Origin of the sequence: Avibacterium paragallinarum, from assembly GCF_900450705.1 — a bacterium.
GTDB classification, from domain to species: domain Bacteria; phylum Pseudomonadota; class Gammaproteobacteria; order Enterobacterales; family Pasteurellaceae; genus Avibacterium; species Avibacterium paragallinarum.
The window spans coordinates 354,774-374,871 of sequence record NZ_UGHK01000002.1; the positions used below are offsets into that span (position 1 = coordinate 354,774).

A 20,098-nucleotide genomic window follows, 5' to 3' on the forward strand; every position below is an offset into this window, starting at 1 on the left:
AGAAAAAAATGCTATCTAACAATGTGATCCAATTATTAAACGACCAAATGAATTTGGAATTTTATTCTTCAAACCTTTATTTGCAAATGAGTGCGTGGTGTGAGCAACAAGGCTTTGAAGGGGCAGCACAGTTTTTATCCGCACACGCGGCGGAAGAAATGCAACATATGCGTAAACTGTTCACCTATTTAACCGAAACTGGGGCGTTGCCAATTATCAGCGAAATTGAAGCACCACCACAGGAGTTTACTTCATTAAAACAAGTCATTGAGCTGACTTATGAGCACGAAAAATTGATTACGCGTAAAATTAATGAACTTGTTGGCCGTACCTTTGAAGAAAAAGACTTCTCCGCGTTCAATTTCCTACAATGGTATGTGGCTGAACAACACGAAGAAGAAAAATTATTCAGTAGTATTTTAGATAAGCTTAATTTATTGGGTGATGACGGTAAAGGATTATTCCTTGTAGATAAAGATCTTGCAAAATTAGCACTTAACCACGCCTAATTATAAGAGCCAGTTACTCACTGGCTCTTTCCTTATCAGAAATTTGCTGATTTTCCACCGCACTTTGATTTTTATCATAATGACAAGTGCGGTAGAAAAATGCGGAAAGTAAAACAAAAAGCATTAAAATAATTTGTATTAAACGTTTCTTAGTGAGCTTTTCAACTGCCATTCTTTTTTCCTTAACAATTATTTAACTATTTAAAACTTCTTAATTTTTTCATTTGATGATATGATTTATTGAGTTAGATCAATTTTATATAATATTTTCTATTTTATCGAATGATTTGAGGATCAAATGAAAATTTTAGCCAATGAGAGTAAAATTGGGCGTCGCGTTCAATCTGGAGGCTGTGCTATTCACTGCCAAGACTGTAGTATTAGCCAGCTCTGTATTCCTTTTACGTTAAATGAACACGAGTTAAACCAACTTGATAATATTATAGAACGTAAAAAACCAATTCAGAAATCTCAGCTTCTCTTTAAAGCGGGCGATCCTCTTGAATCTCTTTATGCTATCCGCTCAGGAACTATTAAATCCTACACGATTAGTGAAACAGGTGAAGAACAAATCATTTCCTTTCATCTACCTGGTGACCTTGTTGGTTTTGATGCCATTATAAATATGAAACATCCTAGTTTTTCTCAGGCATTAGAAACCGCAATGGTATGCGAAATCCCTTTCGATATTTTAGACGATCTTTCAGGCAAAATGCCTAAGCTTCGCTTGCAAATTATGCGACTAATGAGTAACGAAATCAAAAGCGATCAAGAAATGATCTTGCTTTTATCAAAAATGAATGCTGAAGAACGCTTAGCCGCTTTTATCCATAATCTTTCTCGTCGCTATTCAGCTAGAGGATTCTCAGCCCGTGAATTTCGTCTAACAATGACGCGTAGTGACATAGGGAATTATCTAGGCCTCACTGTTGAAACAATTAGCCGTTTACTTGGGCGGTTCCAAAAATCAGGAATGTTATCTGTGCAAGGTAAATATATCACTATTAATAATATGGCAGAGCTATCCGAACTAGCGGGTATAACTAAAACACCAATTCAAGTAATTAGCTAATGGTTGATTATTCTAATTAGTGTAACAATATGTTGCACTAGATCATATTTTAACTCTTAATAGCTTGTTATTTTTAAGAATCTTGCCTATGCTAAAGAATATTCTACTGTCCTTGGAGCATTTTATGAAATTTAAAAATATACTTGTTATCTTAAATCCTGAAAATGAGAAACAATATGCCTTAGCTAGAGCCGTACGCCTAGTTAATGAACAAAATAGCGATGCACCAGTAAAAATTACAACCTTTATGACAGTCTATGATCTATCCTATGAGATGTCTACATTGCTATCTCCTGAAGAACGTCATCTGATGCATCAAGGTGTTATTACTCAACGACAAAAAATGATCCAACCTTATTTCGAAAAATATAAATCTCCTAATATTGAATTTAACTCCATCGTTGTTTGGAGTAATAATGAAGCTGAAGCTGCTGTTTCTGAAATTGCAAAGGTTAATTATGATCTTGTCGTTAAATATACTCAACAAGAAAGTATTAGCTCATTAATATTTACGCCAATGGATTGGCAACTATTAAGAAAATGCCCTATTCCAATAATGCTTATCAGAGATGGAGACTGGCGACATCAACGCCGAATCCTTATTGCGGTGAATGTTGCTGATAATGATGACAACCACATATTAATAAACAAGAAATTAGTTTATCTAGGCTTGGATCTTGCGGATATTTTAGAACGTGGAAATATTCATCTTGTTACCGCATATCCCCCTGCCCCAATTAATATGGCTATTGACCTTCCTGAATTTAATTCCACTGATTGTAGTAATAGTATCCGAAATCAATATTTACTTAATATGAAAGAATTGAGACAAAAATTTGGAATTGATGAAGCACATACCCATGTTAAAGAGGGATTCCCTGAAGATGTTATCCCTGAAGTAGCAAAAGAAATTGAGGCCGAAATCGTTGTACTTGGTACAATAGGCAGGACAGGACTCTCCGCAGCACTTTTAGGTAATACTGCAGAACAAGTCATTAATAAATTAAATTGTAGCCTTTTAGCTATTAAACCGAACTGTTCCTAACATAATAAAAAAGCTGATTACAACATTGAAATCAGCTTTTTTATCGATTTAATTATAAGATAAACTATTTCTTATAAAGAATAGCTGGTCCTACAATCCCACCTTCTTGATTAGGCATTTTTTCAGTTTCTACTACTCCAGATGAAGCTATTTCTACGCGTCTATTGGCTCGTAAACAATCTTTTAAAGCTTGACCTGTAACCCCATTACAGAATTTAACCTGATATGCTTTTCCATAACCAATTGCTTCTATATTCGCTTTAACTCCCTGCTGGATTAAACGAGCTTTAGCTTGTTCAGCACGACGCTTAGAAAGAGCTAAATTATATTCAACAGAACCGATAGGATCAGTATGTCCAGAAACTTTTACTTCCTTCGCTCCTACCTCTTTCAATTCTTTAGCAACTGCATCAATTGTAGCTAATCCTTTTTCAGTTAAGTTATATTTGTCAAAATCAAATAAAACATCACTTTTTAAATTGAAAGATAAACTGCCATTACAACCATTTGGATACCAAAAGAAATTTTGTGCATTCATTTCCGTATCAAACAAAATTTTGTATTGACACACCTTATGTTCACCATTTTCACGATAGTTGAATACGTAGTCCCATTCACGCACACCAAACAATCCTTCAGCGAAATGAGGACGCCCGATCAAATTATAAAGTTGATCCTTATTCATTCCTCTTTCAATCATACGAATGTTATCCCAATTTGGCCAAGAACCATATTGTGTTCCATTATGATTAAAAGTGGAGTCTTCAATTTTTGGCCAAACCAAATGCTCTGATGTCCCTTCATCTGTTACTTCGCTCAAATTACCACAAGCAGTGAGAGTGCTTACCGCAAGGGCAGAAACAAGAAAATATGAAAATTTCATTTAACGTACCTTTAAGTTAATAAATATATGTCTATGTAATTCTAAAACTTATCAAAAAACATTATATCATCCTATAGTAATCATAATTTTTAACAAAGTAAACTTAAATTTAAATAGTTTAACTATTATTCGCTATAATTATAAATTTTATAACCTAGATTAGGTAGATTAGAGAATAATATACTCAAAAACTTTGTATTTATTATTTCTAAATAAAGGAATATATAAAAAATGAAAAGTTAAAGATAAGAGATAAAATCTGTGCCATAGCAACAGGCACAGATTATATCAGAGAAAAATAGTTTTTATTCGTCAATAGTACGTAGTAACTCGTTGATTCCAACTTTACCTAAAGTTTTTGCATCGACTTTCTTCACAATAACTGCACAATATAAGCTGTATTTACCACATTTGGAAGGTAAGCTACCAGATACTACAACAGAACCCGCTGGAACGCGTCCATAAAAAATTTCACCTGTTTCACGATCATAAATTTTGGTTGATTGCCCGATAAATACGCCCATTGAAATAACGCATCCATCCTCAACAACGACCCCTTCAACAATCTCTGAACGAGCCCCTATAAAACAATTATCGCCAATAATTGTTGGATTAGCTTGCAAAGGTTCTAACACACCACCAATTCCAACTCCACCAGAAAGGTGAACGTTCTTACCAATTTGAGCACAAGAACCAACCGTAGCCCAAGTATCGACCATTGTCCCTTCGCCTACATAAGCACCGATATTGACGTAAGATGGCATTAATACCGTATTTTTAGCAATATATGCTCCTTTACGAACTACCGCTGAAGGAACTACTCGAAAACCTTCTTTTTGAAATCTGGCTTCATCATAATCTGCAAATTTCAGAGGTACTTTATCGTAATATTTGGTCTCAGCCCCGTCTATAATCTGATTGTCATTAATTCTGAAGGAAAGTAAAACTGCCTTTTTCAACCATTGATGCGTTACCCAATTCCCATCAATTTTTTCCGCAACACGGTATTTTCCACTGTCTAACCCTTCAATGACCTCTTCTATAGCTAAGCGTGTTTCTTTGTCCACATTTTTTGGAGTAATCTCTGCTCGACGTTCAAAAGCTGATTCAATAATAGTTTGTAAATTTACCATTTTTTATCCTATTTATATTTTGAGAAGAATGCTATTTTTATCATATTTTAACTTAAATCTCATCTATTATTATTAATTTTTGATGCGATTTCATATACGACTCGAAAGATGATTATATTACTTTAACGTTCTCATAGAAATTACCGTTCTTCTAATTGAATATCATCAAATAATTTTTTTATTGCATTATTATCATTCAATCGTTCAGCCTTTTCCACTAAAGAACGGGTTAAATGAGGAGAGAACATATGAATAAAATCATACATATAATTACGTAAAAAAACACTTCTTTTAAATGCAATTTGCGTCATACTTGAACGAAAAATATGCTTAGCATCAAGAGCAACCAGATCTTTATCCTCTTCCGTATATGCCATTGATGCCATAATACCAACCCCTAACCCTAAACGAACATAAGTTTTGATCACATCTGCATCAGTAGCTGTGAATACAATATTTGGTAATAATCCAGCACTATTAAACGCATAATCAAGATCTGATACCCCTGTAAATCCGAAAGTATAGGTAACTAAAGGATAGTTGCTTAATTCATTTATCGTTAAATTATTACATTTTGCCAATGGATGATCTACCTTAACAATGACTGAACGATTCCATATATAACAAGGTAGTAATACAAGATTTTCAAATAAATTCTGACCTTCTGTTGTAATAGCCAAATCCACCTCATCAGAAAGTAGTGCATCATAGATTTGTGTAGGCGATCCTTGATGAATATGTAAACTTACTTTCGGATATTTTTCTGAAAACTGTTTCACCACCGTTGGCAACATATAACGTGCTTGCGTATTCGTCGTTGCTATACGCAATACTCCATAATCAGGGCGTGTATATTCATCAGCAACCGCTTTAATACTCTGTGTTTTAACGAGCAATTCTCTAGCAATTGCAACAATTTTTTGTCCAGCTGGGGTAAGGGCTTTGATATGTTTACCATTACGTTCAAAAATTTCTAGCCCTAACTCTTCTTCTAATAAGCGTACCTGTTTACTAATACCTGGTTGAGAGGTAAATAATATATTAGATGCTTCTGTTACATTTAAATTTTGATTGACAATCTCAACGATATAACGCAGTTGCTGAATTTTCATTACTCCCCCAAAATCAACTCTCTATATAATATTTTGATATAAGGAAAATTACTATATCTTATTTTTCTAGAATAGGTAAAGTAGCTTTGGTCTAACCTCCATAGCAATATGACATTACTAATAAAGAATAGATCAACAAATAATATGTTTTTTAGCGTAACTAATTAGGAAAAGTGAGAAAAAAAGAAATAAACCGCACTTTTTTCATAAACAAGTAGAATATTTATTACTAAACATTCTAATAAATGATTTTATTCCTAGAAAAGTAAGTGCGGTATTTTTTTAAGCTTTTTTATAACGTTTATTTACATCTACATAACGTTTAATTGCTCGACGAATTTGTCCTGTTTTAGCTCTTCTGCGTTGTTTGGTGACATCCAATTTGCTTTGTGTTTCAGGCTCAAGCCCGACTAACTCTCGCAGGTAATTTACATTCGCAAGATCCATTTCTTCCCAACCACCGCGAGGTAAGGTTTTCATTAATTTTATATTCCCATAACGAATGCGAATTAATCGGCTCACTTGAATGCCTTGTGATTCCCACAAACGGCGAACTTCACGGTTGCGTCCTTCCATAAGAGTAACATCAAACCATTGGTTTATTCCCTGCCCTCCCATAGGTTTAATCGACTTAAAACTAGCTGGTCCATCTTCAAGCTGCACTCCCTTGCGTAAACGTGCAAGCATAGTTTCATCCACTTGCCCAAACACTCGCACAGAATATTCACGTTCCACTTCACGACTTGGGTGCATTAAGCGGTTCGCTAGTTCACCATCTGTGGTAAATAACAATAAACCCGATGTATTAATATCTAAACGCCCTACGGCAATCCAACGCGAACCTGTTAAACGTGGTAAACGATCGAAAACCGTCGCTCGTCCTTCTGGATCATGACGGGTGCAAAGTTCACCTTCTGGTTTGTAGTACATCAACACACGACAAATTTCTTTCTGTGCTTGTTGTAAATTGACGATATGTCCATCAATACGAATTTTTAAATTCGCATTCACAACAACGCGATCACCTAACGTCGCCATTTTGCCATTCACACTAACACGATTTGCCGCAATCATCGCTTCAATTTCACGCCGTGATCCTTTTCCTGCTCGGGCAAGAACTTTTTGCAATTTTTCCCCTTCCGTTTTATGTGATGCAGAAGAAAGTGCGGTCTTTTTTTCTGTAGAATTTTTTTCAGTACGTTTTCTTTCTATGCGTTTTTTTTCGGCAAAATACTGCTCTTTTGTGGCATTGCGTTGTGAATAAGATGTTGTTTTCATATTTCCTCTTGTCGCTTTCCCAAGCGTCTAATAATTTGAAAAGATTAAATAAATGGGCTAATTGAACCACTGCCCTCACGTAAAATAACGGGGGTATTTTCTGTTAAATCCACCACCGTTGTTGGCTCTTGTCCCAAATATCCCCCATTAATAATTAAATCCACTTGATGTTCTAAACGATCACGGATCTCCTCAGGATCAGATTGTGTAATAAACGCTTCACCCGGTAACATCAAGGAACAAGACAAAATGGGTTCACCTAAAGTATTTAATAATGCCAAAGCAATTTGGTTATCTGGCACGCGTAAGCCAATGGTTTTACGCTTTGACGTCATTAAACGACGCGGCACTTCTTTGGTTGCAGTAAGAATAAAGGTATAGCGTCCCGGTGTATTATTCTTAATCAATCGATACGCCACGTTATTCACCGTTGCATAAGTTGAAAGTTCCGACAAATCACTACATACAAGTGTAAAATTATGATTTTCTGGCAACTGTCGAATTTGCACAATACGATCCATTGCGTGTTTATCACCAAGCATACAACCTAAGGCATACCCCGAATCCGTAGGGTACACAATTACACCCCCTCGTTTTAAAATATCCACAGCTTGGTTAATTAAACGCGGCTGCGGATTTTCTGGGTGTATATAAAAAAACTGGCTCATAACCTTTATCCTTTAACATTAAGCATTATACCGAAATTCCCTATTGATTATAGATTTCGGAAAAAATAAATTTGAATGTCTTGTCATTTGATTTTCCCAAAATAAGCATTGCCACAACTTACCACTGTCTATTGATTATAAATTATCCAATCCAAACTGATACAAGGCATTTTTTTTGTAACCATAAAGCTCCGCAACAATAGCAGCTGCTTTTTTTAAGGGTAACTCTTGAGAAATTAAGCTCAGTGCTTTAATTGCTTGTGAGGAAAATTCTTCTTCCTCAGCATTCGCATAACCTTCTACGATAAGCACCATTTCACCTTTACTACGATTTGGATCCTCACTTATCCATAGGCGTAACGCTCCCAACTTATCACCGTAAATTGTTTCCCAAGTTTTGCTAAGTTCACGAGCAAGGACGACATAGCGATCCGCACCTAATATTTTTTCCATATCCGCAAGACAATCTAAAATGCGATGGGTAGATTCGTAAAAAATTAAAGTGCGGTCTTCTTTTGCCAACTTTTCTAATTTGTCGCAACGTGCTTTTGATTTTGCTGGCAGAAATCCCTCAAAACAAAAACGATCAGAGGCAATACCTGAAGCACAAAGCCCCGCAATAGCCGCACAAGCTCCCGGAATTGGCACGATTTTAATGCCTGCTTGACGACATTTCCTCACCAGATGAAATCCAGGATCGCTAATAAGAGGGGTTCCCGCATCAGAAATTAAGGCGATATTGATTCCTTGCAAAAGTTTTTCGCATAGCATATCCGCTTTTTGCTGTTCATTATGATCATACAAAGCAAAAAACGGCTTTTTAATCCCGTAATGGCTGAGGAGCAATCCACTATGGCGAGTATCTTCTGCCGCGACCAAATCAACTTGTTCTAACACCTGTAAAGCTCGTTGAGTAATATCTTGCAAATTGCCGATTGGCGTTGCGACGATATATAAAATTCCTGTTAAATTGTCCATTTTTACTTCTTTTATTTGATTTTAATTATTGAGATAAGTAAGATCCTAAAAATCGTTTTAACCATGGAGTCATTATGGCTATTCTATTACAATGTGTTAATTTTAAAAATCGATTAATACCTTTTTTCTTTATTTTCCTACTTGCGGGTTGCTCGAACTTACTATTTCTTAATAGTTATACTAACCAACTAAAAAATAATGCCGACGCAAGTTCAGACTACTACATAAGAAAAATAGAGCAAGCTCAAAATATTGAAGAACAACAAACTTATAAATTACTTGCTGCCCGAGTTTTAGTGAATGAAAATAAACTCCTTCAAGCTGAAGCGATGTTAGCAGAGTTACATGACTTAAATGAAGAACAACGCTTAGATAAATCCCTTATTGAGGCTCACCTTTTTGCTGTAAAAGGTAATAATGCTATGGCTGATAATTACCTTCACCAAATTAATCTACCACTGCTAAGCCTTTCTCAGCAAAGACGATATTATGAAACTGTCGCACGTATTGCTCAAAATCAAGGACAGATTATCAACGCTGTCAATACTAGGATAAAAATTGATTCGCTATTATCTGATCTACAACGAAAACAAGAAAATAATGATCATATTTGGGCACTATTAAGAAGTGCAAATCAAGATATTATCAATAATCCTCCACAGGACATCAGCCCCGCATTATCTGGATGGCTTGCATTAATCAAACTTTATAATGATAACTTATATAGCCCTGATCAATTAAGCCAAGCATTGCAATACTGGAAAACAATATATCCTCATCACAGTGCCGCAGTTTTATTTCCAACAGAATTAAAAGGACTATTAAACTTCCAACATACTCAATTGCATAAAATCGCCTTATTACTTCCATTAAGTGGGAACGGACAACTACTAGGAAATACAATCAAACAGGGTTTTGATGATGCAAGAGAAGATTCTCTAACTTCCGTTAAAGTATTCGACACGCTTTCTACACCAATAGAAACCATCATAGAACAAGCGAAACAACAAGGATTTGATGCGATTGTAGGCCCACTCCTAAAACAAAACGTTGATAAATTAATCAATAATGCGAATTCATTAGGAGGATTGACTGTTCTCACTCTAAATTCAACAAGCAATTCGAAAGCAATTAATCAATTGTGTTACTATGGATTAGCACCAGAGGATGAAGCTGAATCAGCCGCTAACCGCATTTGGGAACAAGGTATTCACGCTCCGCTAGTCATTGTTCCACAGAATGATTTAGGTCGCCGTACTGCTTCTGCATTCAACGCTCGATGGCAGCAATTATCTGCAACAGATGCTAATATCAAATTCTATAATACGGTGGAAGACATTGGTTTTGCCTTACAATCAGGATTGAATCAAAATATTCAAGCATTGTATATTATTGCAACGAACAATCAATTAAGTGAAATAAAAACGATTATTGATAATAACAATAATAATTTAAAACTTTTTTCGAGTTCACGCAGCAATTCCTCAAACAATACACCCGAATATCGCTTATTAATGAATGGGTTAGAGTTTAGTGATATTCCTTTCTTTAAAGATATAGATTCCCCTCAATACCAAAAAGCATATAAGTTCACCAATGGAGATTATTCACTAATGCGTTTATATGCAATGGGTCGAGATGCTTGGCTATTAATAAATCAATTAAATGAGCTAAGACAAATCCCAGGTTTCAATATTACAGGGCTAACAGGAAAACTTAGTGCGGGTCCAAATTGTAATATTGCACGCGAAATGACGTGGTATCAATACCAAAATGCTACAATCTTCGTACTCAATAATTGATATGTTTAAATCTAAACGACAGCAAGGTGCGAGTTTTGAAAAACAAGCTCGCCTCTTTTTACAATCACAAGGTCTTCATTTTATTGCGGCTAATCAACATTTTAAATGTGGAGAGCTAGATTTAATTATGCGGGATAACAATACGATTGTTTTTGTTGAGGTCCGACAAAGAAAAAATAATCAGTTTGGATCCGCAATTGAAAGTGTGGATTGGAATAAACAACAAAAATGGCTTGATGCTGCTAATATGTGGCTCGCAAAACAAAACTGCAGTTTAGATGATACAGATTGTCGTTTTGATTTAGTAGCATTTGGTAAATCTATCTCTGAATTAGAATGGATCCCTAATTTTCTTGACGAATAATGATAAATAAAAATGTTAAACAAAATAAAAGATCTCTATAGCGAAAGTATACAAACTCAGATCTCAGCCTCAAGTTTATTGCCTGACTCTATTTTTCTCGCAGTGAAAAATATGGTAACTTGCCTACTGAGGGGCAACAAGATTATCGTTTGTGGGGAAGGAAAATCCTATGCAAACGCACAATTTTTGGTTGCAAACCTACTTAATAGATATGAGCTTGAAAGACCAACTTTTCCATCTGTCTTACTAAGTTTAGATAATGCTGTTGGGGCTGCCATTATCTCTGATCGCCCGAAGCAACAATTTTATCAACGACAATTTAACGCTATTGCACAACAAGGTGATATGCTTGTTGTATTTGCTCCCTTAGGGAATGAAGAAATTATATTAAACACGATCAATGATGCAGTAAATAAAGAAATCAATATTATTGCCTTAACAGGGGCAAATAATGATCATATTCAAGGTTTCTTGACAGAGCAGGATATTGAAATTATCGCTCCAACTACTAAAGAAAGCCGTATTTTAGAACAGCATTTATTCATTATTAATGCAATTTGTGAATTAATTGATTATTCTCTGTTTTCTCATTCATAATAGCAACACGGATATTCAACCAATTAAAGGAGATATTACTAATGAAGCGAAACAATTTAAAAAAATTTGCACTTATCTTAAGCTCAGCCTTTTTGCTACAAGGTTGCGTCACTGCAACTGTTGCTGGAATCGCTGGAGCCACTGCTGTAGCCACAAAAGTTGCCACAGATCCTAGAACAGTAGGAACGCAAATTGATGATGAAACCCTAGAAGAAAAGGTACTCTATGCAATCAATCAAGACCAGCAATTAAAAGCTGAAGCACGGATTAACGTTATCTCATATAATGGAAGAATTCTACTTATTGGGCAAGTTCCTAATGAGCATCTAAAAAATATTGCAACCTCTCTTGCAAACGGCGTCAATCACGTTATCGAAACCTACAATGAATTACGAATAGGTTCAAAGATCTCGTTAGCTCAAATTAGCCAAGATAGTTGGATTACAACCCAGATTAAATCAAAGCTTTTCATTAGCAACCAAGTTAAAAGCAGTGATGTAAAAGTGATTACTGAAAATGGCGAAGTTTTCTTAATGGGTAATTTAACCAAACAACAGGCAAGCTCAGCGGCCGAAATAGCTCGTAATATATCTGGGGTAAAAAAAGTTATTAAAGTATTTAATTATTTAGACTAAGGTTGGAAATATATGTATCTATAACCGTTTAATTATTAGAATAATACTGCATTATATCGAATAAAAGTATTTTTATACCTTTTCTAACCAATGCATATCTTATTTTAATTTAAACGGTTATATACACTAACAAATTAATTAATTCTTTCTAAATTAGCTAAAGTTGCAATTAGCCACTTAATCCCCTCACCTTGAAAGGCGATTTGTAGGCGGGTGTTGTTGTCTGAGCCTTCAACATTAATAATCGTGCCGTTGCCAAATTTGGCGTGTTTGACTTTTTGGCCCATTTTCCAACCGCTATCGTTTTGGGTTGATGACGTATTTAACGCCCCTACCGCCGCACGGTTGCAGGCTCGCGTTACTGTGCCTCGCAAACGCACTTCTTGAATACATTCTTTCGGCAATTCTTCAATAAAACGGGAGGGTAAATGACGCTCTTCTTTGCCATATAAACGGCGACTTTCCGCATAGCTAATGGTGAGTTTTTGTTTCGCTCGCGTAATGCCCACATATGCCAAACGGCGTTCTTCCTCCATTCGCCCCTCTTCAAAAGAACGAGCGCTTGGGAAAATGCCCTCTTCCACGCCGACAATAAACACGCGTTCAAACTCTAAGCCTTTCGCGGAATGCAAGGTCATCATTTGCACGCTGGCTTGATGTGGCGAGGCTTGTTCTTCCCCTGATTCCAATGAAGCATGCGTCAAAAATGCCATTAAATCCGTCATTTCTTCTGCGTCTTCTGGTTTGATAAACTCTCTGGTGGCACTCACCAATTCCTCCAAGTTTTCGATCCGCACTTCGCCCTTTTCCCCTTTTTCCTGTTTGTACATTTGATACAAGCCTGAATGTTTAATAACAAAATCAGTCTGGGCAAAAAGTGGCATTTCTGCGGTGTCTTGCTGTAAGGAATTAATCAATTCGGTAAAACGCAACAACGCTGTCGCGGAACGCCCTGCGAGCCTATTTTCTTGGATTGCAACTTGAATGGCTTGCCAAAGCGTAATTTGCCGTTCTCGGGTTAATTGACGCAACACGTCTAAGGTGCGATCACCAATGCCTCGTGCGGGAGTGTTAATCACTCGTTCAAAGGCAGCATCATCAAAACGATTGGCGATTAAACGCAGATAGGCTAAGGCATCTTTGATTTCTTGGCGTTCAAAGAAGCGTAGCCCGCCATAAATGCGGTAAGGAATTTGTGCACGGATTAGGGCTTCTTCAATAACGCGAGATTGGCTGTTGCTGCGGTATAAAATCGCACAATCGTTCAACTTTCCGCCCTCATCAAGACAGATATTGATTTGATTTGCCACAAATTGTGCTTCATCAATTTCATTAAACGCGGCGTAAATGCCAACGGGATCGCCCTGCTCTCCCTCTGTCCACAATTCTTTGCCAAGACGGTTGCTGTTGTTGGCAATGAGATGATTGGCACTGTTAAGAATATTGCTGGTTGAGCGATAATTCTGCTCCAAACGGATCGTTTGGGCTTGATGAAAATCTTCCAAGAAGCGATGGATATTTTCCACCTGTGCCCCACGCCAGCCGTAAATAGACTGATCGTCATCGCCCACGATCATAATTTTGCCCGTATCGCCCACTAAGAGCTTGATCCACGCGTATTGAATTTTATTGGTATCCTGAAACTCGTCCACTAAAATTTGTGAGAAGCGTTGCTGATAACGCTGTAAAATCAAGGGCTTTTTCAACCATAGTTCGTAAGCTCGCAACAACAATTCGGCAAAATCCAACAAGCCCGCACGATCGCACGCATCTTGATAAATTTGATAAATTTTAATCCAAGTCCGCTCTTGACGATCATTATTATCATCAATCTGCTGCGGGCGTAGCCCCTCTTCTTTTTTATTATTGATGTACCAACAAGCCTGTTTGGGCGGGAAAGCTTGTTCATCAATATTGTGAAGTTTAATCAAACGTTTAACCAAGCGAAGTTGGTCGTCGCAGTCTAAGATCTGAAAATCTTGCGGTAAGCCCGCATCGGCATAATGAGCACGTAACAAGCGGTGAGCAATGCTATGAAATGTGCCGATCCACATTCCTAAAATGCGTTGAGATGAGTATTTCGCCAACGTGCTTTCTATCCGATGACGCATTTCCGCCGCCGCTTTATTGGTAAAGGTTACAGCCATAATACTGCCCTCAGAAATTTGCTCAACGGCGATAAGCCAAGCAATCCTATAAGTCAGCACCCGCGTTTTACCACTCCCCGCCCCAGCGAGTACAAGATAATTGCCTAGCGGAGCAGCCACGGCTTCACGCTGTTTGTCATTTAATCCATCAAGTAATTCAGAAATATCCATTACATCACCACTGTTTTTTTATACAGCTTAATTATAGGGGGATTTTGTTAAAAGGCAAGAAGTGCGGTGCAATTTTTAGGTAATTTTTACACCGCACTTTTGTTAAAAATAAAATGAAGCACTTCTTATAGCTTAGCATAACGGCTTAACGTTCAATAAGTTAAAGACAATATCTATTCACTTCCCGACTGAAATGCCAAGATCATTTGTAAAATAGCACGTTTCTGCTTTTCAGATAATGATGAAATCAGCTCAATTAAGGTTTCATTCATTGTATCTATTTGTGTGTTCTCTGACACTCCATATCTTAACCAAACTGGTTTCACATTCAACCAATTCGCCAAAGTATCAATTTTATCCAATGACGGAATTGCCAAGCCGTTTAACCATTTGTAAACGGCTTGCTGCGTAACGGGTTCATTAGGGTGCTGAAGATTAAATTTCGTTGCAATTTCACTATTTTTCAATGTGTTAGGATATTTTGTTGCAAGGGCTAATTTTAATCTTTCACTAAATTTTTCTTTTTCATTCGGTATTTTCATTTGACGAATTATGACCGATCGAAAAAAACTCTTGTAAACCATAACAGTTTAATATTAAACTATAACGGTTTAAGTGTTGTCTTAAACTTCACAATTATTTTTCATTTAAAAGGATATGAATATGAAATTTAACAAATTATTTTTTGCCACAATGATCATCACTTCAGCAGCATTAACAGGTTGTGCGGAATTACAAAATGAATTAAGCAACATTGGAAAATCAGCTAAGGATAGTGCTGTACAAAGAGCTCAAATAGAAGCGAGTTCAAAAGCTTCTGAAGCCGCTGGCAAAGCGTTAGGTTCAAAATATTAGAAATAATACAACTAACGAAAATGAGCGGAAAAAGCGTTTTTCTTTGATCTCAAGAAAAACGCCTTTTATATTTTGGCGTTACACTTAGTTAAAGCATTTTATCTTAACGAACGCGAATAAAATTAAGCTAAAATTTGCACCGCACTCAAATTATGGAAGTAAACGAAGATAAACGGTGATTTCTTCTCTGTCGTGATACAGATGTTTTGCTTTTAATTCAAAGGCTATTCCTTGTTTTTCAAGGGCATTTTGTAGCATTTCTAAACATTGTTTCACTTCGGCGTAACGCTTTTTCATTGGGAGTTTGAGGTTAAAAATGGTGGCTTGACACCAGCCATTTAGCAACCATTTAATGATGAGTTGCGTAATTCGGCTAGGCTGCTCCACCATATCGCACACGAGCCAATCAATTCGGCGGCGTTTTGGTGGTTGGAATTTGAAGCCGTCTTCCGCACAATGTTCAATGCGTCCTGTATCGTGCAGGCTGGCTGCCATTTTGCCGTGATCTACGGCATAAACAAATAATCCGCGTTTAACTAGCTGATACGTCCAGCCGCCAGGGCAAGCACCTAAATCCACCGCATAGTGATTTTCGTTCAGATATTGGCTTTCTTTTTGCTTTGGAATGAACGTCAAAATAGCTTCTTCCAACTTCAATGTGGAGCGGCTTGGCGCTTCTGGCGGAAATTTTAAACGCGGAATGCCCATAAAATAAGGGGAGTGGTTGTGGCAATAAGAGTAGCCAACGTAACAACAATTCGCACGGATAAAAAATAGGTGCAAAAACACACCGCACTTTTGTTCTGCTTTTGCACCGAGCCAGCCTTTGGATTTCATTGCTTGCCGCAGCGGCACGGTGAATTTACGGCAAAAGCCTGAAAGTTCTTTGGCTTCGTTGGTATCCGCCGTTTCAACCCACAGCTCGCGGCTTAGTGCCAAGTTGGTGGACAAATGGCTTCGTTCATATTGGGCGATGATCGGGCTGATTCGATCTTGCGGTGAAAGGTCTGCCAACAAATCAGAAACCACGATCATTTGGCGTGCAAATATCAGTTGCTCAAAAGGCAAGGTTTTTGCGAGGTAATCCGCTTCCCCCGCTTGGAAGCATTCAAAGATAACGTAACCCGAATTATTTTCAACTCGAGCGAAGCCAAACACGCCAAGCTCACTGGCTTTATCGGTGATTTCGGCGGCTAATTCTTTTTCAAAACCAATACGGCAATATAAAGCGAGTTTATTCATTAGTATTTCTTATTTCGTTAATAATCCACTGGCGGAATGCTAAAATTTGTTCTTCATTTGCTTTATCAAATTGATTGACCACATAAAAAGATTTAGGATCTTTTAACTGTGTCGATAAAACAATCTGCAATCTTTCATTATCAATTTCCTGCTGGGCTAAAACGCGATTAGCCAGCACAATTCCTTGCCCATGTACGGCTGCTTGCAATGCCATAAACGTATGGCTAAAAATTGGTCCGTGTTGAATATCCAGTTCCTCTAACTGTAAATAATCTGCCATTTTTTGCCAATTATCTCGAGTATGAATATGAATCAGCGTATGCTTTTTTAAATCTTCCGCACAACGAACAGGTTGTTTAGCCAACAATTTCGGCGAAGCCAGCAAAAGTAAATTTTCTTCCGCAAGTTTTTCTACTTGCAAATTTTCCCAAGCACCACGACCATAATAAATCGCAATATCAATTTCTCGGTTAAGTAACCCTTCATCTTGATCTACACCTGTCAATCGCACTTCGATATCTGGATAAAGAGCATTAAACTGACTCAAACGAGGCACTAGCCATTGAATACCAAATGTTTGTGGTACGCTGATTGCTAGGTGTTTTTCATTTTTCTGAGCCATTAACTTTTGAGTAACATCAGATAATCGATACAAAATATCTTTAACTTCTTTACAGTAAATCTGTCCTAATTCAGTTAAAACTAACGTGCGGTGTTGGCGTTTAAATAATTCAATGCCTAAAAAATCTTCTAATAATTTAATTTGATGACTCACTGCCGCTTGAGTAACAAAAAGTTCATCCGCTGCTTTAGTAAAACTTAAATGACGTGCCGCACATTCAAACGCTTTCAGTGAATTCAAGGGAGGCAAACGTTTATACATAAAATCTTCTCAAATGAAAAATAATCAGTTATACTAAACAACTGATTTATCTATTAGTTTTTTTTATACAAGGGATAAAAAAATATCCATTGTCCTCAAACACACATCTCAACTACAATATCCCCATACTTAATGGTTGGTAATTCCTTATTGGTTAAGAGTTTCGACTTAAGTATGATGTTGTGTTTGCATAGTTCGGGAAACCGAACAGAGTAACTCATTAGTTACTCATTTCACTTCCTGTATATATTTTAGACCTTTTTTGGTTAAGCACCGCTTCCTTAAGCGGTGTTTTTTTATGCCTGAGATCCTACCACAATTTCATTTTTTCCCGAAATAAATTTCCACACTCGCCATAAAGAATGCACAAAATTTTTCCTAATCAAAATAAATTCAAAAATAACCGCACTTTTATTATTGCAAGTTTTTAAGAATGGTGTAGATTAAAACTACTCTATGACAAAAAAATAATGGTTAAGGAAAAACGATGACAATTAAAAATCTCGACTGGCAAAATCTTGGCTTTGGTTATATCAGAACAGATTATCGCTATATTGCTTATTGGAAAAATGGAGAATGGTCAAAAGGTGAACTGACCGAAGATAATGTACTACATATTAGTGAAGCTTCTAGTTCATTACATTATGGACAGCAATGTTTTGAAGGCTTAAAAGCCTATCGTTGCAAAGATGGTTCGATTAATCTCTTTCGCCCAGAACAAAATGCGCTGCGTTTGCAAAAAAGTTGCCAACGTTTATTAATGCCTGAGATCCCAACAGAAATGTTTGTGGAAGCCTGTAAACAAGTGGTTAAAGCCAACCAAGATTGGCTTGCTCCTTATGGCACAGGTGCAACGCTTTATTTACGCCCATTTGTGATCGGCGTAGGCGATAATTTAGGCTTAAGCCCCGCAAAAGAATACATTTTCTCTATTTTTTGTAGCCCAGTGGGGGCATATTTTAAAGGTGGAATGAAGCCTACCAATTTTATTGTTTCAAGCTATGATCGTGCTGCACCACAAGGCACTGGAGCGGCTAAAGTAGGTGGAAACTACGCCGCAAGCCTTTATCCAGGTAAACTTGCCAAAGAACGCCATTTCAGTGATTGCATTTATCTTGACCCGACTACACATACAAAAATAGAGGAAGTGGGGGCTGCAAACTTTTTTGGTATCACAAAAGACAATAAATTCATTACGCCACTCTCTCCTTCAATCTTGCCAAGTATTACCAAATATTCCTTGCTATATCTTGCCAAAGAGCGATTAGGATTAGAAGCCATTGAAGGCGATATTTATATTAATCAGTTAGATCAATTTAAAGAAGCTGGTGCTTGTGGCACAGCCGCCGTAATCACCCCTATTGGCGGTATTCAATATGGTGATAAATTCCACGTTTTCTATTCGGAAACTGAAGTTGGTGAAATCACACAAAAACTGTATAACGAACTTACAAGCATTCAATTTGGTGATATTGACGCACCTGATAATTGGATTGTAAAAGTTGAATAAGGCTTAACCAGCCCTTATCAATACTAATATTTTTTTGTGCTGTCTAGAATATAAATCTTCAGTATCAACATACAAAGGGTATTGTAAAATACCCTTTGCAAAGTTCGATGTACGCATCTATGACTCTATTCTCATATCTTCAATTTTAGCATTTAATTTTTCCTCAAATTAAAATAACAGTAATCATATTTCATCAATATCTCTTAAAAAACATCCTTATTGATGGATATCAAAAAAATAAGATATAAATTACAAATCTACGTTTTTTTAGTTGTTTTTACCCCCCCCCCCCGAGTATATTTAATATACAACAGGCAATTTTTAATTGATGATGATATTAGAGATATGCCACAAATTAACGTAAACCGAATTATCCACTGCTTAAAATGAGGAGAATCATTATGTTAATCAAAGTGAAAAAATACCTGCTTTATTTTTAACCCTATTTACATTGTTAATTTCTTATAACACCTTAGCTAAGGGAGAAAGTAACGGTAACGAGGTACTACCTGCTGATGAGTGTGCCCCTTGTGAAAGGCTGGATCTTATTGATGCCATACTTGGTGTTGATACGTGGACAGCAGTAACAAATGAGGATTACGACGAGCGATCAGACTTTTACAATAATGTGGTTTCAAATTATATACCTAATGGTAAGGATAATACCCCTGAGGTTGTTGCTGAAATGAAAAACTATATAAAAAATAACACAATAATTGGGAAATTAGAAACCGCCATAGATACACACGATGCTCGTATTACACAACTTGAAAACAGAACACTAATCCCAAATTTGAATACACAAATTACGCAATTACAACGTGATATAAAATTGTTAGATAATCGCTTAGCTAGTGGCATTGCTGCTAGCAATGCAATGGCAGGCTTAGTTTCTGCGACTAAAGACGGAAAAAGTATGATTGCTGTTGGGCGTAGGAACTTATCGTGATCGTAGTGCTGTCGCTATCGGCGTATCAAGATTAAGTGACAATGGACATTGGAAAGCAAAATTTAGCCTTGCCACTGGAATGAATGGTAGCAACAAAGATCTTAGTACATCAACTTCTATTGGGTAGCAATTCTAGTTTATAGAATAAGTGCTTGCCCATAAAACACTAATAACAGAAAACAAAGATGAGGGACAAGAATGGGAAGACGTGCCGTAAAACGTGAGGAAAAATGATGTTCTAACAATACCGCTCGAGGTTGTAAAT

At 36.8% G+C, this 20,098-nt stretch carries 22 protein-coding genes; 11 read left to right on the forward strand and 11 right to left on the reverse strand.

Annotated elements, in window-relative coordinates:
* The first annotated feature begins 8 nt into the window (after nt 1–8).
* Nucleotides 9–509: a non-heme ferritin gene (gene ftnA / locus DXZ23_RS06440; protein WP_017806257.1), complete on the forward strand. Its 501-nt coding sequence runs from the start codon at nt 9–11 to the stop codon at nt 507–509.
* Nucleotides 510–522: 13 nt separating this feature from the next.
* On the opposite strand, the gene DXZ23_RS15400 is transcribed toward ftnA, so the two are convergent.
* The gene (locus DXZ23_RS15400) at nt 523–681 is read right to left on the reverse strand and encodes a hypothetical protein (protein WP_017806256.1); all 159 of its coding nucleotides are present in this window, start codon (nt 679–681) and stop codon (nt 523–525) included.
* Nucleotides 682–807: 126 nt separating this feature from the next.
* Between DXZ23_RS15400 and fnr the strand changes: the two genes are divergently transcribed.
* Together fnr and uspE are read left to right on the forward strand one after the other, a co-directional pair.
* Nucleotides 808–1,581: a fumarate/nitrate reduction transcriptional regulator Fnr gene (fnr, locus tag DXZ23_RS06445; RefSeq protein WP_017806255.1), complete on the forward strand. Its 774-nt coding sequence runs from the start codon at nt 808–810 to the stop codon at nt 1,579–1,581.
* A gap of 124 nt (nt 1,582–1,705) precedes the next feature.
* The gene (uspE, locus tag DXZ23_RS06450; protein ID WP_017806254.1) at nt 1,706–2,626 is read left to right on the forward strand and encodes a universal stress protein UspE; all 921 of its coding nucleotides are present in this window, start codon (nt 1,706–1,708) and stop codon (nt 2,624–2,626) included.
* A 64-nt stretch (nt 2,627–2,690) separates the two neighbouring features.
* Here uspE and DXZ23_RS06455 read toward each other — a convergent pair whose 3' ends face one another.
* From DXZ23_RS06455 to rsmI, 6 genes are all read right to left on the reverse strand, one after another.
* Nucleotides 2,691–3,509 (reverse strand): OmpA family protein, encoded by an 819-nt coding sequence (locus DXZ23_RS06455; RefSeq protein WP_017806253.1) that lies wholly within the window; start codon nt 3,507–3,509, stop codon nt 2,691–2,693.
* A gap of 305 nt (nt 3,510–3,814) precedes the next feature.
* On the reverse strand, nt 3,815–4,642 hold the full coding sequence (gene dapD, locus DXZ23_RS06460; protein WP_017806252.1) for a 2,3,4,5-tetrahydropyridine-2,6-dicarboxylate N-succinyltransferase: 828 nt from the start codon (nt 4,640–4,642) through the stop codon (nt 3,815–3,817).
* Nucleotides 4,643–4,782: 140 nt separating this feature from the next.
* A complete protein-coding gene (cysB, locus tag DXZ23_RS06465) occupies nt 4,783–5,754 on the reverse strand; it encodes an HTH-type transcriptional regulator CysB (protein ID WP_017806251.1) in 972 nt (323 codons plus the stop codon).
* Nucleotides 5,755–6,036: 282 nt separating this feature from the next.
* Complete coding sequence (gene rluB / locus DXZ23_RS06470) at nt 6,037–7,032, reverse strand: 23S rRNA pseudouridine(2605) synthase RluB (protein ID WP_017806250.1); 996 nt, start codon at nt 7,030–7,032, stop codon at nt 6,037–6,039.
* 44 nt (nt 7,033–7,076) lie between these two features.
* On the reverse strand, nt 7,077–7,700 hold the full coding sequence (locus tag DXZ23_RS06475; RefSeq protein WP_017806249.1) for an L-threonylcarbamoyladenylate synthase: 624 nt from the start codon (nt 7,698–7,700) through the stop codon (nt 7,077–7,079).
* Between the two features lie 135 nt (nt 7,701–7,835).
* Nucleotides 7,836–8,678, reverse strand: coding sequence for a 16S rRNA (cytidine(1402)-2'-O)-methyltransferase (rsmI, locus tag DXZ23_RS06480; RefSeq protein ID WP_017806248.1), 843 nt, complete (start codon nt 8,676–8,678; stop codon nt 7,836–7,838).
* Nucleotides 8,679–8,752: 74 nt separating this feature from the next.
* Here rsmI and DXZ23_RS06485 point away from each other — a divergent pair, with 74 nt between their 5' ends.
* From DXZ23_RS06485 to dolP, 4 genes are read left to right on the forward strand one after another with little or no spacing between them, the layout of a single operon-like run.
* On the forward strand, nt 8,753–10,480 hold the full coding sequence (locus DXZ23_RS06485; RefSeq protein WP_017806247.1) for a penicillin-binding protein activator: 1,728 nt from the start codon (nt 8,753–8,755) through the stop codon (nt 10,478–10,480).
* Between the two features lies 1 nt (nt 10,481).
* Complete coding sequence (locus tag DXZ23_RS06490; protein ID WP_021724495.1) at nt 10,482–10,844, forward strand: YraN family protein; 363 nt, start codon at nt 10,482–10,484, stop codon at nt 10,842–10,844.
* Between the two features lie 12 nt (nt 10,845–10,856).
* Nucleotides 10,857–11,441, forward strand: a complete 585-nt coding sequence (locus DXZ23_RS06495) for a D-sedoheptulose-7-phosphate isomerase (RefSeq protein ID WP_017806245.1) — start codon at nt 10,857–10,859, stop codon at nt 11,439–11,441.
* Nucleotides 11,442–11,482: 41 nt separating this feature from the next.
* The gene (dolP, locus tag DXZ23_RS06500) at nt 11,483–12,076 is read left to right on the forward strand and encodes a division/outer membrane stress-associated lipid-binding lipoprotein (RefSeq protein ID WP_017806244.1); all 594 of its coding nucleotides are present in this window, start codon (nt 11,483–11,485) and stop codon (nt 12,074–12,076) included.
* 134 nt (nt 12,077–12,210) lie between these two features.
* Here dolP and uvrD read toward each other — a convergent pair whose 3' ends face one another.
* Together uvrD and DXZ23_RS06510 are read right to left on the reverse strand one after the other, a co-directional pair.
* A complete protein-coding gene (gene uvrD / locus DXZ23_RS06505; protein ID WP_021724496.1) occupies nt 12,211–14,394 on the reverse strand; it encodes a DNA helicase II in 2,184 nt (727 codons plus the stop codon).
* A gap of 173 nt (nt 14,395–14,567) precedes the next feature.
* Nucleotides 14,568–14,936: a helix-turn-helix domain-containing protein gene (locus DXZ23_RS06510; RefSeq protein ID WP_017806242.1), complete on the reverse strand. Its 369-nt coding sequence runs from the start codon at nt 14,934–14,936 to the stop codon at nt 14,568–14,570.
* Between the two features lie 121 nt (nt 14,937–15,057).
* On the opposite strand from DXZ23_RS06510, the gene DXZ23_RS06515 reads away from it, so the two are divergent.
* A complete protein-coding gene (locus DXZ23_RS06515; RefSeq protein ID WP_017806241.1) occupies nt 15,058–15,249 on the forward strand; it encodes a hypothetical protein in 192 nt (63 codons plus the stop codon).
* Nucleotides 15,250–15,399: 150 nt separating this feature from the next.
* Here DXZ23_RS06515 and rlmM read toward each other — a convergent pair whose 3' ends face one another.
* The gene (rlmM, locus tag DXZ23_RS06520) at nt 15,400–16,491 is read right to left on the reverse strand and encodes a 23S rRNA (cytidine(2498)-2'-O)-methyltransferase RlmM (RefSeq protein ID WP_017806240.1); all 1,092 of its coding nucleotides are present in this window, start codon (nt 16,489–16,491) and stop codon (nt 15,400–15,402) included.
* A complete protein-coding gene (locus DXZ23_RS06525; RefSeq protein ID WP_017806239.1) occupies nt 16,484–17,374 on the reverse strand; it encodes a transcriptional regulator GcvA in 891 nt (296 codons plus the stop codon). Before DXZ23_RS06525 ends, rlmM begins: the two co-directional genes overlap by 8 nt.
* A 487-nt stretch (nt 17,375–17,861) precedes the next feature.
* Between DXZ23_RS06525 and DXZ23_RS06530 the strand changes: the two genes are divergently transcribed.
* The 3 genes from DXZ23_RS06530 (at nt 17,862) to DXZ23_RS06540 (ending at nt 19,960) form a co-directional block, all read left to right on the forward strand.
* Nucleotides 17,862–18,884 (forward strand): branched-chain amino acid aminotransferase, encoded by a 1,023-nt coding sequence (locus tag DXZ23_RS06530; protein ID WP_017806238.1) that lies wholly within the window; start codon nt 17,862–17,864, stop codon nt 18,882–18,884.
* A gap of 451 nt (nt 18,885–19,335) precedes the next feature.
* Entirely contained in the window at nt 19,336–19,833 is a 498-nt protein-coding gene (locus DXZ23_RS06535) for a hypothetical protein (protein WP_021724500.1), read from the forward strand.
* A complete protein-coding gene (locus tag DXZ23_RS06540; protein WP_165381621.1) occupies nt 19,811–19,960 on the forward strand; it encodes a YadA-like family protein in 150 nt (49 codons plus the stop codon). Before DXZ23_RS06535 ends, DXZ23_RS06540 begins: the two co-directional genes overlap by 23 nt.
* Nucleotides 19,961–20,098: the final 138 nt, after the last annotated feature.

What these genes read in the sequence shown, in the direction of transcription:
- ftnA (WP_017806257.1), top strand. Translation starts at nt 9, where the DNA reads ATGCTATCTAACAATGTGATCCAATTATTAAACGACCAAATGAATTTG.
- DXZ23_RS15400 (WP_017806256.1), bottom strand. Translation starts at nt 681, where the DNA reads ATGGCAGTTGAAAAGCTCACTAAGAAACGTTTAATACAAATTATTTTA.
- fnr (WP_017806255.1), top strand. Translation starts at nt 808, where the DNA reads ATGAAAATTTTAGCCAATGAGAGTAAAATTGGGCGTCGCGTTCAATCT.
- uspE (WP_017806254.1), top strand. Translation starts at nt 1,706, where the DNA reads ATGAAATTTAAAAATATACTTGTTATCTTAAATCCTGAAAATGAGAAA.
- DXZ23_RS06455 (WP_017806253.1), bottom strand. Translation starts at nt 3,509, where the DNA reads ATGAAATTTTCATATTTTCTTGTTTCTGCCCTTGCGGTAAGCACTCTC.
- dapD (WP_017806252.1), bottom strand. Translation starts at nt 4,642, where the DNA reads ATGGTAAATTTACAAACTATTATTGAATCAGCTTTTGAACGTCGAGCA.
- cysB (WP_017806251.1), bottom strand. Translation starts at nt 5,754, where the DNA reads ATGAAAATTCAGCAACTGCGTTATATCGTTGAGATTGTCAATCAAAAT.
- rluB (WP_017806250.1), bottom strand. Translation starts at nt 7,032, where the DNA reads ATGAAAACAACATCTTATTCACAACGCAATGCCACAAAAGAGCAGTAT.
- DXZ23_RS06475 (WP_017806249.1), bottom strand. Translation starts at nt 7,700, where the DNA reads ATGAGCCAGTTTTTTTATATACACCCAGAAAATCCGCAGCCGCGTTTA.
- rsmI (WP_017806248.1), bottom strand. Translation starts at nt 8,678, where the DNA reads ATGGACAATTTAACAGGAATTTTATATATCGTCGCAACGCCAATCGGC.
- DXZ23_RS06485 (WP_017806247.1), top strand. Translation starts at nt 8,753, where the DNA reads ATGGCTATTCTATTACAATGTGTTAATTTTAAAAATCGATTAATACCT.
- DXZ23_RS06490 (WP_021724495.1), top strand. Translation starts at nt 10,482, where the DNA reads ATGTTTAAATCTAAACGACAGCAAGGTGCGAGTTTTGAAAAACAAGCT.
- DXZ23_RS06495 (WP_017806245.1), top strand. Translation starts at nt 10,857, where the DNA reads ATGTTAAACAAAATAAAAGATCTCTATAGCGAAAGTATACAAACTCAG.
- dolP (WP_017806244.1), top strand. Translation starts at nt 11,483, where the DNA reads ATGAAGCGAAACAATTTAAAAAAATTTGCACTTATCTTAAGCTCAGCC.
- uvrD (WP_021724496.1), bottom strand. Translation starts at nt 14,394, where the DNA reads ATGGATATTTCTGAATTACTTGATGGATTAAATGACAAACAGCGTGAA.
- DXZ23_RS06510 (WP_017806242.1), bottom strand. Translation starts at nt 14,936, where the DNA reads ATGAAAATACCGAATGAAAAAGAAAAATTTAGTGAAAGATTAAAATTA.
- DXZ23_RS06515 (WP_017806241.1), top strand. Translation starts at nt 15,058, where the DNA reads ATGAAATTTAACAAATTATTTTTTGCCACAATGATCATCACTTCAGCA.
- rlmM (WP_017806240.1), bottom strand. Translation starts at nt 16,491, where the DNA reads ATGAATAAACTCGCTTTATATTGCCGTATTGGTTTTGAAAAAGAATTA.
- DXZ23_RS06525 (WP_017806239.1), bottom strand. Translation starts at nt 17,374, where the DNA reads ATGTATAAACGTTTGCCTCCCTTGAATTCACTGAAAGCGTTTGAATGT.
- DXZ23_RS06530 (WP_017806238.1), top strand. Translation starts at nt 17,862, where the DNA reads ATGACAATTAAAAATCTCGACTGGCAAAATCTTGGCTTTGGTTATATC.